We start from the raw sequence: 16,273 nt of genomic DNA, 5'->3' as shown, positions 1-16,273 counted from the left end.
TTGATTATTTTGACTAATTTACATCCTCCAATACCTCGCCTTTTATTTTTTTCGGGAGAAAGATCATACCAATTATAAAAGTAACCACCGCAATTCCGATCGGGTACCACAATCCTGCCAGTACATCACCGGAAGGATTACTTTCAGATTTACTGAGTTCATATAAACTGGCCGCAATAAAAGGTGTAAGTCCACCAAAAATGCCATTACCTATGTGATATGGTAGCGACATAGAAGTATACCGTATTCGTGTTGGGAATAACTCAACCAAAAATGCAGCAATCGGCCCGTAAACCATCGTTACAAAAACAACCTGAATGAGAACCAGAATAATCATTAACCATTTCGCATCTTCATTTAAAATTATTTGCCTGCTTACACTCAGTGTTTCGCCTGCTGAAGTATACTTAACAGTTTCATAAAGTTGATATCCATCGGTGTAGTGTCGGATTTGTGTAATAACTTTTACAGAGTCATCCTGATCATTTATACTAAAGGATGTTGAGGATTGAAGCTTTTCCACAACTTCAGTTTTGGCAGAAAGATCAGCCAACGCGTGCATTTTACCGTATATCGGCCTGTAAAATAAAACGGCTAGCAACATGCCCGCCATCATAATATATTTCCTCCCGACTTTATCCGACCACCACCCAAAGTAAATGAACAAAGGAGTTCCAATTAGTAAGGCAATGGCAATGATGTGATAGGATTGAACAAACTCAACATTACAGATTTTCTGAATAAACGTAAGAGCATAGAATTGCCCCGTATACCAAACCACACCTTGGCCGGCAGTGGCACCAAACAGTGCAAGCAGCACGAGTATCAGGTTCTCTTTTTTCGTAAAACTTTCCTTAATGGGATTTTTAGAGAGCTTTCCTTCAGATTTTATTTTAGCAAACAATGGCGACTCCTGCATGCGCAGGCGGATGTAAATAGAAATGGCTACCAATACAGCCGACAGAATAAACGGAATACGCCACCCCCAGCTTGTAAAGTCTTCGATGCCCACCCACTCGCGCACAGCTAAGATTACACCTATTGAAACAAATAGTCCCAGTGTAGCAGTTGTTTGGATGAAGCTGGTGTAGAAACCCCGTTTCGCAGCGGGTGAATGCTCTGCAACATAGGTTGCAGCCCCGCCATACTCACCCCCTAAAGCCAGGCCTTGCACCAGGCGAAGAATCAATACCAATATAGGTGCGGCTACACCGATGCTCGCATACCCGGGCACGAGCCCTATGGCAAACGTGGAGGCTCCCATCAGCGTAAGCGTGACGAGAAAAGTATATTTTCTTCCCACGATATCTCCCAACCGGCCAAACACTAACGCACCGAAAGGGCGCACAATAAAGCCGGCCGCAAAAGTTGCCAGGGTAGAAAGGAAAGCTGCAGTTGGATTTGTTTGTGGAAAGAATTGCTCAGATAGGATTACCGCTAAACTTCCAAAGATGTAGAAATCGTACCACTCGATTAAGGTACCTACCGAAGAGGCGGTGATAACCGACCATAGGGTCTTACGGCTGCTGATATACTCCATATAAAAGGCGTATTTACAGCAAAACAGGTTAAAAAACTACTGACTGAGCAAACGTTTTACAGACGGATGAAAGGCTATTCCTGCTAAAATGAATCCAAGAAAAATGCAACTCAAGAATGCAACAACAAAGTCACCAAAAAAACGGAAGCCGAATACCCAGCGGATCAAAAAGGAAACGGCAAAGAACAACAACACAAAAAACCAGTAACGCCAATTGATTGAAAAAGTATTGATACGAGCTGGAAGGAAATGAAAAAATACCCCGATAATGATAGCACCAATCACTGTGCTGATGTGTTGAACATACCGGTAAAGAGGTTTGTCGGGTATGCCTTCATACTCAACCCTCCATGTCAGAAACTCCATATGATCGACAAAGTAGGCATTGGAATGTGTGAAGCTATCCCAAAAGACATGCGATAAAATCCCTATCTGCAAACACAATAAATAGCCAACATAGTTTTTGCGGAAGGCCTGAGTAAAATCCAACGCGTACAAATCCATTAAGCGTGATTGAAAATAGGTTGGCAAATTTTCAATCAATGGTCTTTTTACGATTTGGTGAAAAATAAATATCAGCATTAAAGCGATGGGAAGATCAACCATGAAAGCGCCATGCCAGGTGTGGCTGATCTTACCTTTCAATTTCATTTGAAGAAAATATTGAAAATCGGGAGTCATGCTGCCCACCACCAGGCACGACATAGAAATATAAGCCGACCTGATTTTGGCAAACGGAAGAATAATGGCTGGATGTGAAAAAGTAAAAGGCATTGCTCAAAAGAAAATTTCCTGGGCTAACCGGTAGGTGTTGGCATGCGCCTCAATAATATCACGAAAGTTCTCGGAATATCCCCCGCCCATACTCGCCACCAGAGGAATGTTATTTTGTTTGGCAGCTTCCAATACAATCCGGTCGCGTTGTTTGCATCCTTCGCGTGTAACAGAAAGTTTTCCCAACTTATCGGTATCCAAAATATCCACACCCGATTGAAAGAAAAGGAAATCGGGTTGAACCGTATCCAGCAAGTTTTTAAGGTTAGTGTCAAGTGTTTTCAAATAGAAAGCATCATTCGTACGATCGGGCAAACCAATATCCAGGTCTGAATTTTCTTTAAGCAGTGGATAGTTGTTAGCGCCATGCATGCTAAAGGTGAAAACACGGGGTTCGTTCCGGAATATTTGTGCCGTGCCGTTTCCCTGGTGAACATCAAGGTCTACTACCAGAATTTGTTTTGCCAATTCATTGTCGAGCAAATAGTTTGACGCAATGGCTATATCATTCAACAAACAAAATCCCTCACCCTTGTTTGTAAAAGCATGATGTGTACCACCTGCAATGTTCATGGCAACACCATATTGAAGCGCATAGTGTGTGCATTGCAGTGTCCCTTGCATTATGGTTACCTCCCGTTTCACCAACTCCGGTGATAACGGAAATCCAGTCCTGCGTATTTCCTGTGGCGATAATCTTTGCGAAGCTAATTTCTTCCAGTAAGCATCATCGTGTGTGCGTACAATCCAGCGTTCATCAACGGGTTCGGGGGTAAAAAAATTTCCAGGTTTAACAGTGCCTTCGTATAACAACTGCTGAGGCAATACTTCATATTTACTCATCGGAAACCGATGATTGGGTGGAAGTGGCAAAACGTAAGACGGGCCCCAGGCAATTTTTAACATTGTTGCAACGTAACAAATAATAAAGCACCACGGGGAATACCCGCGTGGTGCCTTATGTTAAGTTTAAAGGAATTAATGCTTATGTCCATGCCCTCCATGTTCGCCATGGTACCAGGCATCCTGCAACTTATGGAATAAATCGTGCAGGTCCTTAAGGGCTGCGCCAATGGCGGCTTCATCGCCACCTTGAACCAACTCAGCAAAAGCAGCTGTTTCGGTTTTCAAGGTTTGCAAATTAGTTTTAACCTCATCGTTATTAACTTTTGACGGAAGTTCTGCATTGCTCCATTTTTCTGCGAGCGCTGCCATTTCAGCCGCATGGGCAATGGCCGGTGCAATGTTGGCCGAATCTTTAAAGGGGTGGAAACTTTCCGCCATCACCATGTGAAATTCATCCATCAACGGCCACTCTTCATCAGCCACAGTAGCCTCAGCTTCCTTTTTTGTGGTGCAGGCCGCAATAACCACGAAAACTAAAAGGGTTAAATACCTAAACATATCATTTTTCATTTTTGTAAGTGTTTTAGTGCGCGCAAAAATAAAAAATATGACCAAACCGGCCTTAACCATTCAAATGATTTATGTCACTCAAGATTGCATAAAGTGCGCCCGCTTTCGGCACCCCTTCAGCCTCCTGGTCAACTCTTGTCCACCCTGCGGTATCGCCTGTTCTCAATCATTTGTATAACCTTTCTCAAACCATCGAAATACAACAGAACATAGAACGCTAAGGTCATGCTCCAGATCACCGCGATGTTAAAGTACAGTGTATCTATAGTGTACCCTGCAAAATGCTTGGTAGGTTGGTACAGGTTGGCCGAAAAATCAAACCAATAGCGCGGCTTGTGCTCATCCATGTATATGGGGTAAAGCTTCTGGATAAGCTTTCCGTCATATTCAACAATCCGATGCATGGTATTGATATTCCTTACAGCATCGGCTACTGATTTGTTTTGATACGTGTTCCTCATCTTGTCGTAGGCAGCACGTTTTTGAGGAGTATCGGTCATGGATTCCTTCAATAACTCTAATTCTTTCATGGCTTTGTTTTGTCTCAACAGGTAAACATTTTTAATGGTTGACAAAAATTGCTGCGTGCTCACGTATACTGTTGAGTCAAACCGGCCCACCGCCAGTTTATTCAAATCGTCAAAACTACTTCCGCCAATCTGGGTCAGCTCGTTGGTAATTTCATTTTGCAGAATTAATAGTGAATTTTTAATACCCTGGTGATTAACATTTCGCCATTGCGCCCTGTTAACCATACAATACGATAATTTTGATTCCAGCTCGGGTATTAAATAGATTCGTTTATACTCCGATTGCGCAACTATTTTATCCAATTCATAAAATTGTTTTTCAAACGGGTTATCCTTGTACTGGGTAACCATGTATGCCTCAAATGCCCAACGCGAGGCCATAATATTACCCATAAGCGGCACACCAATAGGCTTGGTAACCCTGGGGTTAAACTTATCAAACTCAATTACTACTCCGCTCAACAGCAGTTGAGGTATTATCAATATGGGTATTAAAATATAGATCGTAACAGCACTATTAAAGGAAGCTGATATATTCAACCCCAACACGTTTGCAAAACAAGCAACACTAAATAAGATCAGCCAATACCGAACCTCCGTTAAGGGTATCTCCAGCACAAAATGCCCGACAAGGATGAACAAGAAAGTTTGAAATGCAGAAATGGTAAACAGCACTGCTATCTTTGAAAAAAGATAACCCGTACGGCTAAGGTGCAGAAACTGCTCGCGCTTAAGTATTTTACGGTCTTTAAAAATTTCTTCTGCACTTAACGTCAATCCAAAAAACAAGGCTACCACTACACTCATAAAAAAGAAAACCGGAATATTCTGGTTCTCATAAAAAGTATAAGCCCCGTTTTCACGCGTTACCACGTTATAATACTTTACCATAAAGCTGATAAAGAATGCCAGCACCGGAGCCTCAAGCAAATTAATATACAGGTATTGAGTGTTGGATAACTTGGATAATGTATCGCGGATAGCAAATATTTTAAATTGATGCAGCCGATTGGCTATTTTCTGTGTAATCGGCAACGGATCGTTTACATGCTCAACCTTCGGTATTTTCAGCTTCTGTTTAAAATACTGATACCATTGCCCGGCAGAAATTTTTCGTGTGTTGGTAAGCCTTCCGTACTCATTTACAACTTTGGTTTCAATAATATTAAAAACCTGTTCGGGGTTAATATTACCACACTCCGGACATGCACCCTGTGTCTTATTGGCCGCATTGATGATATCACGAAAGTAAATAACCGCTTCAACCGGGTTACCATAATATATCTGAAAGCCTCCAACATCCAGGATCAGCAACGTGTCAAACATCTTAAAGATGTCGGACGATGGCTGGTGAATAACCACAAACACCATTTTACCGCGTAAGGCAAGTTCCTTTAGCAGGTCCATAATGTTTTCGCTGTCGCGCGATGACAGGCCGGATGTGGGCTCATCCACAAATAAAATGGTAGGTTCGCGAAGCAATTCAAGCCCGATATTTAACCGCTTGCGCTGGCCGCCACTGATTGTTTTTTGCAAAGCTGAACCAACCTTCAGGTTTCTTATTTCGCTTAAACCCAATTGCACCAAAAGCTTTTCAACTTTCTCCGCACATTCTTCTTTAGCGGTTTGGCCGAAACAAAGGCGCGCGGCATAGTACAGGTTTTCAAACACGGTAAGGTCTTCCATCAGCAAATCATCCTGCGGAATGTACCCGATCACGCCCTGTACTTTCTCCGGATTTTCATGAATATCAATGCCATTGATGCGCACCCGACCACTGGAAGGTTTTTCGGTTCCGTTTAAAACGTTAAGCAAGGTTGACTTGCCCGAGCCACTGGCCCCCATAATACCAATAAGCTTACCGCCATTTTCGGCAATATTGATATTTTGAAGACCGGCTTTACCGGATTTAAAATGATAAAATATATGATCGCAGGTAAAGGTTAACTTTTGCTGGTTCGCCCCTACCAGGAATTTGCCGATGATGTCGCTATAGTAAATGGGGTCAATCTTATCCCCACGAATGGTGCTGCCGGTAGGAAAAACATCAATCTTGCGGCTTTTTAATAAAATGCTGTTCAGGTATACAACCGAAATACCCAGGTATTTGATGAAGTACGAATCGGATAATTTAAGGATTGCAATAAGCCCCGTAAGGTTTTTTTCTACAATACGCGGCCCGGGGTAAGGTACATCGTCATACCCCTCATCAATCACCAGTACATTCTTTGATGCCAGCTCATCTATATCCTGGCCGGCCACAAAATTGCGCAGTTCATTAATATCCTGCCGGGGTACTTTAAGCGCCTGGCCAATGTAGTATACAAGATTTTCCTGGCGCTCAGAGATTTCACCGTCAGCATAAATCAACTCAATAATTTTAATGATCAGCACTAACTTTTGTTGCATGGTAAGCGCCTGGTTTACCTGCTTGCTGATCTGCATGATCTTCGCCCAGTCATCTACAAACTGAACGGTGTCTTCATCCAATGAACTCAGGTCCTGCTCCGAATCGATCTTGTGGTTCTTACAAAACTCATCGAACAAATTGAGGTAGTATTTTATGGCATCGCGGTTCAGGTGCAACCCCAGGAATTCCTTGATGTTGTTGCGCTCGTCATCCGTAATCCGTTCGCGGGCTACAATGGCAAAAAGTTGAATAACAGCTTTTAGCAGTTCTTCACTCATACAAAGGCAAGGCTTGGATTAACCATCATTTCGGCTAAAAATAGCTATTAAATTGCAGAAATTAGCGGAATCAGGAAGAGGATGACATTGTCTCAAACGGAAACCTTATAAATTTGTTAAGTACTGTAATCACAAAAGGTTAACCCCGACTAATTTTAACAAACAACTAAAACGCGTATGAAAAGCAGACTACTCTTTACCCTTTTAATCTTATTTGCCGCCAACCTACAGGCCCAAAACGTTGACCAGATACTGGAAAAATATTTTGAGGCTATGGGCGGAAAATCTAAACTTCAAAACCTGAAGGGAATTAAAATGACCGCCAAAGTTAATCAGGGAGGCATGGAAATCCCCCTTGAGATTGTAAGCCTCGCTGATGGAAGACAATATACTTCTTTTAGCGTGCAGGGAATGACCGGATGGCAAAACGTTTATGATGGAACGTCTTTATGGTCAACCAACTTCATGACCATGAAGCCTGAAAAAAGTGATGCCGAGACTACTGAAAATTTTAAATTAAACATTGGTGATTTCCCTGACCCATTCCTTAACTACAAAGCCAAAGGTTATAAAGTTGAACTTGTTGGTAAGGAGACAGTAGATGGATCAGAAACATTCAAACTGAAACTGACAAGAAAACCACTTTCAGTTGATGGTAAAAAAGAAGATAATATAGCTTTCTACTACATCGATACTGATAATTACGTTACCCTGATGGTGGAACAAGAAATTAAAAGTGGTCAAGGAAAAGGAATGGTTACACAAACTACCATGAGCGACTACCAGGAAGTGGATGGACTGCTCTTCCCCTTTTCAATGGCACAAGGTGTTAAAGGCATGGGTTCGCAACCCCTGGTGATTACAAAAATTGAGCTAAACCCTAAAGTGGAAAATAAAGCTTTTGAATTTCCATCCGGAAATTAATGATTAAAGATCGTAAAAAGGCTATGCTCGTTGCATAGCCTTTTTTTTACACTGCACTTTACACTATTTCTCAATTCACATTCTATGGTCTATGAAAAAAATATTTCAAGTAACTAACACTATTGCATTAATCCTATTGATCGTCATTAGTCAGCAAACAGCGGCACAAGATGCAGTTACCCGCGGCAAAGAACTTTTTGGTGACCTGAAAGCCCGGCATATAGGCCCCGCAATCATGAGCGGCCGTATTACAGACCTGGAGCCCCATCCAACCAATAACCGGATAATCTATGCCGGTACCGCGGGTGGTGGGGTTTGGAAGAGTAACAACGGTGGCGCAACGTTTAATTCAATTTTTGACGACTATTGCCAATCCATTGGAGCGGTTGCCGTTGATCCTTCACAACCTGAAACCGTGTGGGTTGGTACCGGTGAAACCTGGACACGAAACAGTGTTTCAATAGGTGATGGCCTGTATAAATCGATGGATGGTGGCAGCACCTGGAAATTAGTGGGGTTAGAGAAATCCGAAAGGATCGCGGGCATACAGGTTAACCCAAAAAATCCAAATGAAGTATATGTTGCCGTAATGGGTGCATTATGGAGCGACAGCCAGGAAAGAGGGCTCTATAAATCTTCAGACGGTGGAAGTACTTGGCAAAAAATCCTCTATGTAAATGAAACTACCGGTTGCAGCGACCTGGTTATTGACCCAAACAATCCCAATGTGGTTTATGCATCCTTCTGGGAGTTTCGCAGAACCCCCTGGTCTTTCAACTCGGGTGGCATCAATAGCGCGCTTTACAAAAGCACCGATGCAGGCAAAACCTGGAATAAAATCCACAATGGTTTCCCAAAAGGAAAATTAGGTCGAATTGCTATTGGCCTGGCCCCTTCCAATACGGCCATTGTATATGCTGTCTTAGAGACTGAACAAGATAAAGACAAAGGCCTTTACCGAAGCGATGATTCAGGCGCATCCTGGAAACACATTAACGGGGATTTTGGGTTGGTGGTACGCCCTTTTTACTTTTCAAGAATTGTTGTTGACCCTAAAAATCCTGATGTAGTGGTTAAAGCCGGGTTATCAGGGTCTATTTCGCGTGATGGGGGTAAAACATTTAAGAACCTTGGCCCCATGCATGCGGATATTCACGACATCATTTTTGACATCAATCATTCAGACCGGATGTATGCCGGTACCGATGGTGGTATTTACCGCTCATGGGATGGCGGCACTACTATGGAAATAGTGGAAAACCTGCCGGTATCGCAATTTTACCAGATCAGTGTTGATGATGAAGAACCCTACCATGTTTATGGCGGGTTGCAAGACAACGGATCGTGGTATGGCCCATCATCATCACCTGGTGGCGTAGAGGCACGCGACTGGAATGTGGTGGGTGTTGGTGATGGCTATCGTGTTCTCCGTCATCCAACCAAAAAAATCATCTATTCCGAAATGCAAGGTGCCCAGAACGTTTGGCGTTACGATCCGGTTAAGAACCTCCATAAAACCATTCAACCCCTGGCTGCCCCCGGTGATCCTCGCCTTCGGTTTAATTGGAACGCTCCCATGGCGATAAGTGTACACCAACCCGATCGCTTTTATATGGGAAGTCAGTTTGTTCACCGCTCAGAAGACATGGGCGATACCTGGGTAAAGATATCGCCCGACCTGACCACCAATGACAAGAACAAAATCAATGCAGGTGATTCGGGTGGGCTTTCAAAAGATAACTCAGGTGCCGAAAATCATTGTACCATTTTTACCATTACCGAATCACCGCTTGACGAAAATGTAATCTGGGCCGGTACCGATGACGGCAATGTGCAAGTTACCCGCGATGGTGGCAAAACCTGGAAAAACGTTACCCCGAACATACCCGGATTGCCTAAAAACACATCGTGCTGGCACATCGAAGCCAGCGTATTTGGTAAGGGAAACGCCTATGCCGTGTTCACGGGGTATCAGCAAGGCGATATGAAACCCTATGCCTACAAAACAACAGATTTCGGCACAACCTGGAAGTCGATTATCAGTGCCGATGTAACATCCTTTGTACGGAACATACAAGAGGATTATAAAAACGAAAATCTGTTGTTCCTTGGAACAGAACTTGGCCTTTACATTACCCTGGATGGCGGCAAGACCTGGATGAAATTCACCAATAATGTTCCCGCGGTTTCCGTGCATTTTATTGACTTGCATAAAAAAACAAACGACCTGGTCCTGGGAACACACGGACGTGGGGTAATCATTATCGATGACATCAGCCCGTTACGTGAACTCACCGAAGAGGCATTAAATAAAGAACTCCACTACTTCTCACGCAAGCCCTCCATCATACCGGAGTCCAATGGGTTTGGCGGAACAGCGGGAGAAACCCAATTTGTGGGCCCTAATGCAAGCCAGGCTGCCAAAATTATTTATTACTTGAAAAAGCGGCATACCATCGGTAAAATGACATTGGAAATCCAGGATAAGGATGGGAATCTGGTAACCGAACTCACGGCAGGAAAATCCAAAGGGATAAATGTTATTGAATGGAACTACACTACAAAAGCCCCTAAAACAGCAGTAGGTAAAACCTTTGTATTCGGTGGTTTCACCTCTCCGCGTGCCGCAGCAGGAACTTACAAAGTAGTTATACAGAAGGGAAAAGATACCTATACCACAGACCTGGTTATACAATACCCCCCTTCTTCATCAGTAACTGTAGCCGACAGGGAATTGCAACAAAAAACTACACGCCAGCTATTTGCCATGACGGAAGACCTGGCTTACCTGGTTTATGAACTGGATGAGTTGCTTGCCACATGCGATAAACTAAAATCCAAAAATCCCGCTGCCGCAAAAAGCAATGCAACCTTCGAAAATGGATTGCTCAAGCTCAAGGAAACATTACTGATTACAACAGGCGATAATTATGTGGGTGCGGGCAATCCGCAATTGCGCGAAGACTTAAGTGAGCTTTACGGAAAAGTTGCTGGCTCCTTCTTTGGCCCATCCGCTGCCGAACTGGAGAACATGAAAGCACTGGAAAGCCGTTTTGCTAAAGCCAAAGAAACCTTTTTAGGGCTTAAGTCTAAACACGGAAAAAGTTTTGAAAGCCTGCTGGTGAAAAACGGAATTGAACCCGTTACATTAAAACCATTTGCTGAGTTTGTGAAGTTGCCCTAACAGATAATATATTGAAATAAAAAAAGCGGGTTCAAGACCCGCTTTTTTTATCCGATTTTGGAGGTAATCAAATCCGTAAGTACCAGTAAACCCTCGCGTAGGTATTCATCGCTTATGTTGAGCATGCTGGTAACAGGCTTGCCTTCTTTGTCCAGTGCTGTGTTGCCCGGTTGCCGTGTAGAACTCACTTTACGTTCAGCCTCTTCCATCTCTTTTCGCCTCACATTTTCATTCAGCGAAACTTTTGTTTGATTGATGTTCCTTCGGGTTTCTTCGGTTTGATTTACGAACTCGCTTAAGAAACTATCATTCCTTAGCCTGTCCTGGTATGATTTATTAAGGCTTGATAATACTTTGCTGTTCACATAAGGAGTTTTTTGGTACAATGCACTTCTTATTTCATCCCAAGGCAACGCACCTGGGCTGGCGCTTTCACCAAACTGCTCCGGATCAAGTGCCGTTGGCAATTTTATGTCGGGAATAACACCTTTGTGCTGGGTACTGCTTCCGGTAACACGATAAAATTTCTGAATGGTTAACTTTAATGAACCGGCCGGGTCTTTATCCTGAATATAGCGGTCAAGCTCAACCATGGTTTGTACAGTTCCCTTTCCGTATGAAGATTCACCCACTACAATGCCCCGGTTGTAATCCTGTATGGCACCGGCAAAAATTTCTGAAGCGGATGCGCTGAAGCGATTAATCAATACCACCAGGGGGCCACTGTAAACAATAGATTGGTCATCATCATTCAGGACTTCTGTGCGCTTCATGGAATTTTTAACCTGAACTACCGGGCCACCCTTTATGAACAAACCCGTAAGGTCAATCGCTTCTTTCAATGAGCCGCCACCGTTGTTGCGCAGGTCAAGCACCAGGCCATCAATACCCTCGGCTTGCATTGCCTTAATGTGCTTTTTAACATCGCCTGAGGTACTGTTGTAATCAGGATCTCCCTTCTGGTAGGCCTCCCAATCCATATAAAAGCTGGGCAGGGTAATTACGCCCAACTTCATGTTCTTGCCATCTTTGGTGTATTCAACAACCTTCCTTTTCGCTGTAAGGTCTTCCAGTTTTATTTTGTCACGTACAAGTGTAATCACTACGGGAGGACCGGTTACCCCTGTTTCAGCCGGCAATATGCTTAACCGTACGCGGGTTCCTTTTGGTCCTTTAATCAGTTTCACAACCTCGTCCAATCGCCAGCCGATAACATCCACCATTTCACCATCGCCTTGGGCTACCCCAACAATCCGGTCGTTGGCATGGATTAATTTGCTTTTTTCTGCAGGTCCACCGGGAAGAATCTCGGCCACTTTGGTATAATCGTTGTCAGATTGAAGGCGCGCACCTATTCCCTCAAATGACTGCGCCATGTTCTGCTTAAAAACATCGGCCGTGCGGGGTGAAAAATAGTTGGTATGCGGATCGTATGATTCAGCAATGGCATTTAAATAACTACCAACAATATCATCAGCCGTGGTTTGACTCATTGATTTAATAAACCGTTCGTAGCGTTTTTCCAATGCATCGGTGATTTCATCCTTGTTCTTACCTGCCAATTTTAAACTCAACGCCTGGTTTTTGATGATCTTCGTCCATATTTCATTCATCTCCTTTTCGTTGGACGGCCAGGGTTCATGCTCGCGATTGGTTTCATAATATTCATCCAGCGAATAGTCATAGTCTTTTTTTACCAGGTATTTCAGTACGTAGTCCATTCGCTCCTTAAAACGCTTTTGAAAAACTTTGTAAATCTCAAAAGCAGGATCAACCCGTTCGGCACGCGTGGCGTCATCAAGCGTATAGCGGTATTTTTCAAACGAATTGATATCGGACTTCTGAAAATAGATTTTATTGTTATCCAGGCTGGAGATATAACTATCGAGCACCACGGAAGAGAGGGAATCATTGAACGGCAGCTTGCGGTAATGCCCTGTTTCCAATATCGAAACCACTACTTTGGCTTGCTTGCCGTAAACCGGCTTAACCTGAAATACCGAGTCAGGTGTGTTGCCAGCCCATCCATAACTCACAACAAAAATCCCTAAAGCCAACAACCAACGCTTCATCATACGCTCAATTTTTAGTTTATATACGTGCAAGTGGTAGCAAATGATATGCTAAAAGCCTACTCCGATTCAAATTCGGATAAAAATTTCTGGGCCTGCTCAATATTCTGGAATTCATAATGCTTACGCTCACCCGACACAGCGTGCACTTCTACTTTAACCAGGTCAATGTTTTTATTCTTGCGGAACTTGAACTTATCGCGCTTATAATCATCGGCTTCTTTGGTGGATATCCGGAATGAGGTAGCCCGCACCGATTTACAATAGGTGCATTGGTAGCTCTTCACTAACTCCCCGGGCTCTGACCCTTCAGGTTGTTTCGTCACTTCTTCTTTAACCACACGCATGGTATAAAACCCGCAACTGTTGCATTGAAGTGCCTGTAGCCTGCCTTCATATTTTTCAATCTTCACGTCTCCGTTCTTCTCATCAATCCATACATCGTAGTCAATTGAAAACACATTCTCCTCAGCAATCATTCCCGCATCGAGGTGAACATCCTCCTCTTCTTCGCTTAACAAGCGCATCTTATTACCTGTTTTAGGGTTAATCCGTGGTGCATAACGCCACCGTTTAAGTTTCTTATCAAGTTTGGTAGGGTAGTAATATTCCAATACCAAATACGCCACATAGCCCACTAATGTACCTCCGGCCAGCGCCATAAACATCCTCACGACAAACCATATACCCACCTCTGTAACTTCGCCCATACCATAGGTATTAATGGCAAAGGCAACTGCCACGCCCCAGCAATAGAATACTTTTTTATAGTTCCTTATTTCATGCTTGTTCAGGTAATCGTATTTATGATGATATTCACGGATGGACGAAACCCGCAGGCTGTGAACAAGGTATATCAACAACCCCACTGTCACCATAATAATCGCCCCAACGATCATGGCATAGTGCCACAGGTCCAAAAAAGTAGCAGATTGCAAAGATTCCATAACTTTAAGTAGAATTGTTAAAGGCCGTGGTCTTAAAGCGTTAAAGATAATGATTAATCGCTATTGAACTTAAGCCGGTAAAATAACGCCACCATGAAGAAGCTATTTTTTAGAAGCCTTGCCAAAATCAACAAATACATTATGCCCAGGTTTAGCCAGCGCAACCTGAGCAAACTAAAGAAGTGGGAACAAGCATTGGTTGCCTACCGCTATTGGGTTACTATCAATGCCCTTGAATAAACTTAATACAGGTCCAACTTACCAGCTGTTTTTCAGGTATTTATATTCCTGAACAGGAATTTTAATTTAATCCAGGTCGATCTGCCGTGTGCTGCGGCATTCAATTAAACGAACAACAACTTTATCATGCATAAAAAATTTGTGCAATTTTGCACGATTAATATTGATTTTAACATAAAAAATAACATATATTGTGCATTAATACACAAAAATAATGAGCGACTTTGAACGCAAAAAACTAGAGCTTGAACTGAAATCCTTTACCGTAAGGAATTTTGAAAGGCCAGCCGATTGCAAAAACGCAGACCAGATAAGGTTTTATGTACAGGAATTGTGCAATAAAATTGAGGAGTACAACAGCCGCTTTAACTATGTACCGGGCTGGGCATATTCCCTATTGGCACAGTATAATGCCCGGCAGAATGCATTTATTCAAAAGGAATTTGGAAACACTTACCGGTAATGCGCTACATCCCCTCCCCTATTCCGATACAAGCCAGCCTTGTGTACCGGGCCGAAGCCAATAAATCGGGCCGGATGCAATACCATAAAATTCAGCCCGGCCGAAGCAAAATCAGGATAAGCCGCACTGAGTTTATCCGGGCATTCAACAATTCTTCCATTGTTGCCCTTAATCCACTGCCTGTAAAAAATAATGAGGTTGATTTTCAAATCGAATTTTACGTATGATGTAAAATCCGCTCCAGGTTTGCGGGTGAATAGTTGATTGACTTGATCGTTTTATTGTCTGATTTACGGTAAACAAGCCACTTGTTACCCGCCTGCTTATAATAACACTCAGTCCCATCCTTGGCTTTATAGTGTTTAACCGTAGCCCTGGCTTCATCTTCTGTAAGGCAAGCTTTACTCATGTTTGAGCGTTGAACTTCCTCAAACAATTCATTGAATTTTTCGGCCAAGCCAAATTCCAGTATAGCGCCTGAAAGAACATATTGGATATCACAGAGTGCATCGGCAACTTCAACAATATCCTTTTCAAGTATAGCCACTTCCAGTTCCTTTAGTTCTTCGGCAATCAAAGCCACACGAAGTTTACAACGCTCCTCTGGGGGTATTCCAGGCTCATCTAAAATCGGGTGTTTAAAGGTTCTGTGGAAATCGGCAACAAGGTTTAGCGAATCAGGCTGTTTCATAGCAAAGTGTATTAACGGCTCAAGAAAGAAAATTCTGCTGCAATGGCAAAATTGAGTATTTTTGAAATCACCACAATTAACTTAAAAACTATGGATGTTTACAGATCGCTGTTAGAAGGAAACAAAAAATGGGTTGAGGAAAGATTGGGGGAAGATCCAAACTTCTTTAACGACTTGGCGAAGGGCCAATCGCCCCAGGTGTTGTGGATAGGTTGTTCAGACAGTCGCGTTCCAGCCAATGAAATTACCCGTACCAAACCCGGAGAAATTTTCGTACACCGCAACATTGCCAATATGGTAGTGCATACGGATATGAATATGTTAAGCGTACTCGACTATGCCGTAAATGTGTTGAAAGTAAGGCATGTAATTGTTTGCGGGCATTACGGTTGTGGTGGTGTACTGGCGGCCATGGGCAGCCAGCAATTTGGTTTAATCGATAACTGGCTTCGAAATATAAAAGATGTTTACCGGATTCACGCAAAAGAGCTTGATGCTATTGAAAATGATCAGGCACGGTTTGACCGATTAGTGGAGTTAAACGTAATGGAGCAGGTTTTTGATTTGTCCAAAACATCCATTATCCAAAATGCCTGGCGTGAACGAAACCTTCCTATCGTACATGGATGGGTGTACAGCCTGCATACTGGAATTATTAAAGACCTGGGTGTAAGCCTGGATAAATCTTCACAGTTATCTTCTATTTATCAAATCAATGCGAAGAGAGTTGAACTGACATAACCTGAAATTTGGTCCAACCAAAGGGACTGTAGCTTCAGCTAATGTGCTGTGGTTATAGTCCCT

14 protein-coding genes are annotated in these 16,273 nt (G+C 43.0%); 6 read left to right on the top strand and 8 right to left on the bottom strand.

The window, feature by feature from the left end:
* Positions 1-13: 13 nt before the first annotated feature.
* From KIT51_09895 to KIT51_09875, 5 genes are all read right to left on the bottom strand, one after another.
* Positions 14-1,540 (bottom strand): MHS family MFS transporter, encoded by a 1,527-nt coding sequence (locus KIT51_09895; protein ID UYN85208.1) that lies wholly within the window; start codon positions 1,538-1,540, stop codon positions 14-16.
* Between the two features lie 36 nt (positions 1,541-1,576).
* Complete coding sequence (locus tag KIT51_09890; GenBank protein ID UYN85207.1) at positions 1,577-2,314, bottom strand: DUF4184 family protein; 738 nt, start codon at positions 2,312-2,314, stop codon at positions 1,577-1,579.
* Between the two features lie 3 nt (positions 2,315-2,317).
* Positions 2,318-3,220 (bottom strand): histone deacetylase, encoded by a 903-nt coding sequence (locus tag KIT51_09885; protein UYN85206.1) that lies wholly within the window; start codon positions 3,218-3,220, stop codon positions 2,318-2,320.
* 72 nt (positions 3,221-3,292) lie between these two features.
* On the bottom strand, positions 3,293-3,718 hold the full coding sequence (locus tag KIT51_09880) for a hypothetical protein (protein ID UYN85205.1): 426 nt from the start codon (positions 3,716-3,718) through the stop codon (positions 3,293-3,295).
* A 140-nt stretch (positions 3,719-3,858) separates the two neighbouring features.
* A complete protein-coding gene (locus KIT51_09875) occupies positions 3,859-6,948 on the bottom strand; it encodes an ATP-binding cassette domain-containing protein (GenBank protein UYN85204.1) in 3,090 nt (1,029 codons plus the stop codon).
* Positions 6,949-7,125: 177 nt separating this feature from the next.
* Here KIT51_09875 and KIT51_09870 point away from each other — a divergent pair, with 177 nt between their 5' ends.
* Together KIT51_09870 and KIT51_09865 are read left to right on the top strand one after the other, a co-directional pair.
* Positions 7,126-7,872 (top strand): outer membrane lipoprotein-sorting protein, encoded by a 747-nt coding sequence (locus tag KIT51_09870; GenBank protein ID UYN85203.1) that lies wholly within the window; start codon positions 7,126-7,128, stop codon positions 7,870-7,872.
* Between the two features lie 91 nt (positions 7,873-7,963).
* Positions 7,964-11,056: a hypothetical protein gene (locus KIT51_09865; protein ID UYN85202.1), complete on the top strand. Its 3,093-nt coding sequence runs from the start codon at positions 7,964-7,966 to the stop codon at positions 11,054-11,056.
* 47 nt (positions 11,057-11,103) lie between these two features.
* Here the strand turns inward: KIT51_09865 and KIT51_09860 are convergent, their stop codons facing one another.
* On the bottom strand, positions 11,104-13,131 hold the full coding sequence (locus KIT51_09860) for a carboxy terminal-processing peptidase (protein ID UYN85201.1): 2,028 nt from the start codon (positions 13,129-13,131) through the stop codon (positions 11,104-11,106).
* A gap of 56 nt (positions 13,132-13,187) precedes the next feature.
* On the bottom strand, positions 13,188-14,027 hold the full coding sequence (locus KIT51_09855; protein ID UYN88553.1) for a hypothetical protein: 840 nt from the start codon (positions 14,025-14,027) through the stop codon (positions 13,188-13,190).
* A gap of 141 nt (positions 14,028-14,168) precedes the next feature.
* Between KIT51_09855 and KIT51_09850 the strand changes: the two genes are divergently transcribed.
* From KIT51_09850 to KIT51_09840, 3 genes are all read left to right on the top strand, one after another.
* Positions 14,169-14,315, top strand: a complete 147-nt coding sequence (locus KIT51_09850) for a hypothetical protein (GenBank protein ID UYN85200.1) — start codon at positions 14,169-14,171, stop codon at positions 14,313-14,315.
* A 214-nt stretch (positions 14,316-14,529) separates the two neighbouring features.
* Positions 14,530-14,778 (top strand): hypothetical protein, encoded by a 249-nt coding sequence (locus tag KIT51_09845; protein ID UYN85199.1) that lies wholly within the window; start codon positions 14,530-14,532, stop codon positions 14,776-14,778.
* Positions 14,778-15,005 carry a hypothetical protein gene (locus KIT51_09840; GenBank protein UYN85198.1) on the top strand — a complete coding sequence of 76 codons (228 nt, stop codon included), beginning with the start codon at positions 14,778-14,780 and terminating at the stop codon, positions 15,003-15,005. Before KIT51_09845 ends, KIT51_09840 begins: the two co-directional genes overlap by 1 nt.
* On the opposite strand, the gene KIT51_09835 is transcribed toward KIT51_09840, so the two are convergent.
* Positions 14,996-15,469, bottom strand: coding sequence for a nucleoside triphosphate pyrophosphohydrolase family protein (locus tag KIT51_09835; protein ID UYN85197.1), 474 nt, complete (start codon positions 15,467-15,469; stop codon positions 14,996-14,998). The genes KIT51_09840 and KIT51_09835 overlap by 10 nt on opposite strands.
* Positions 15,470-15,559: 90 nt before the next feature.
* Between KIT51_09835 and KIT51_09830 the strand changes: the two genes are divergently transcribed.
* Complete coding sequence (locus KIT51_09830) at positions 15,560-16,210, top strand: carbonic anhydrase (GenBank protein UYN85196.1); 651 nt, start codon at positions 15,560-15,562, stop codon at positions 16,208-16,210.
* Positions 16,211-16,273 lie beyond the last annotated feature (63 nt).

It is taken from the genome of Cyclobacteriaceae bacterium, assembly GCA_025808415.1.
GTDB lineage: Bacteria > Bacteroidota > Bacteroidia > Cytophagales > Cyclobacteriaceae > UBA2336.
The sequence above is the reverse complement of the archived record's forward strand: the minus strand, read 5'-3'. Positions and strand labels throughout refer to the sequence as shown.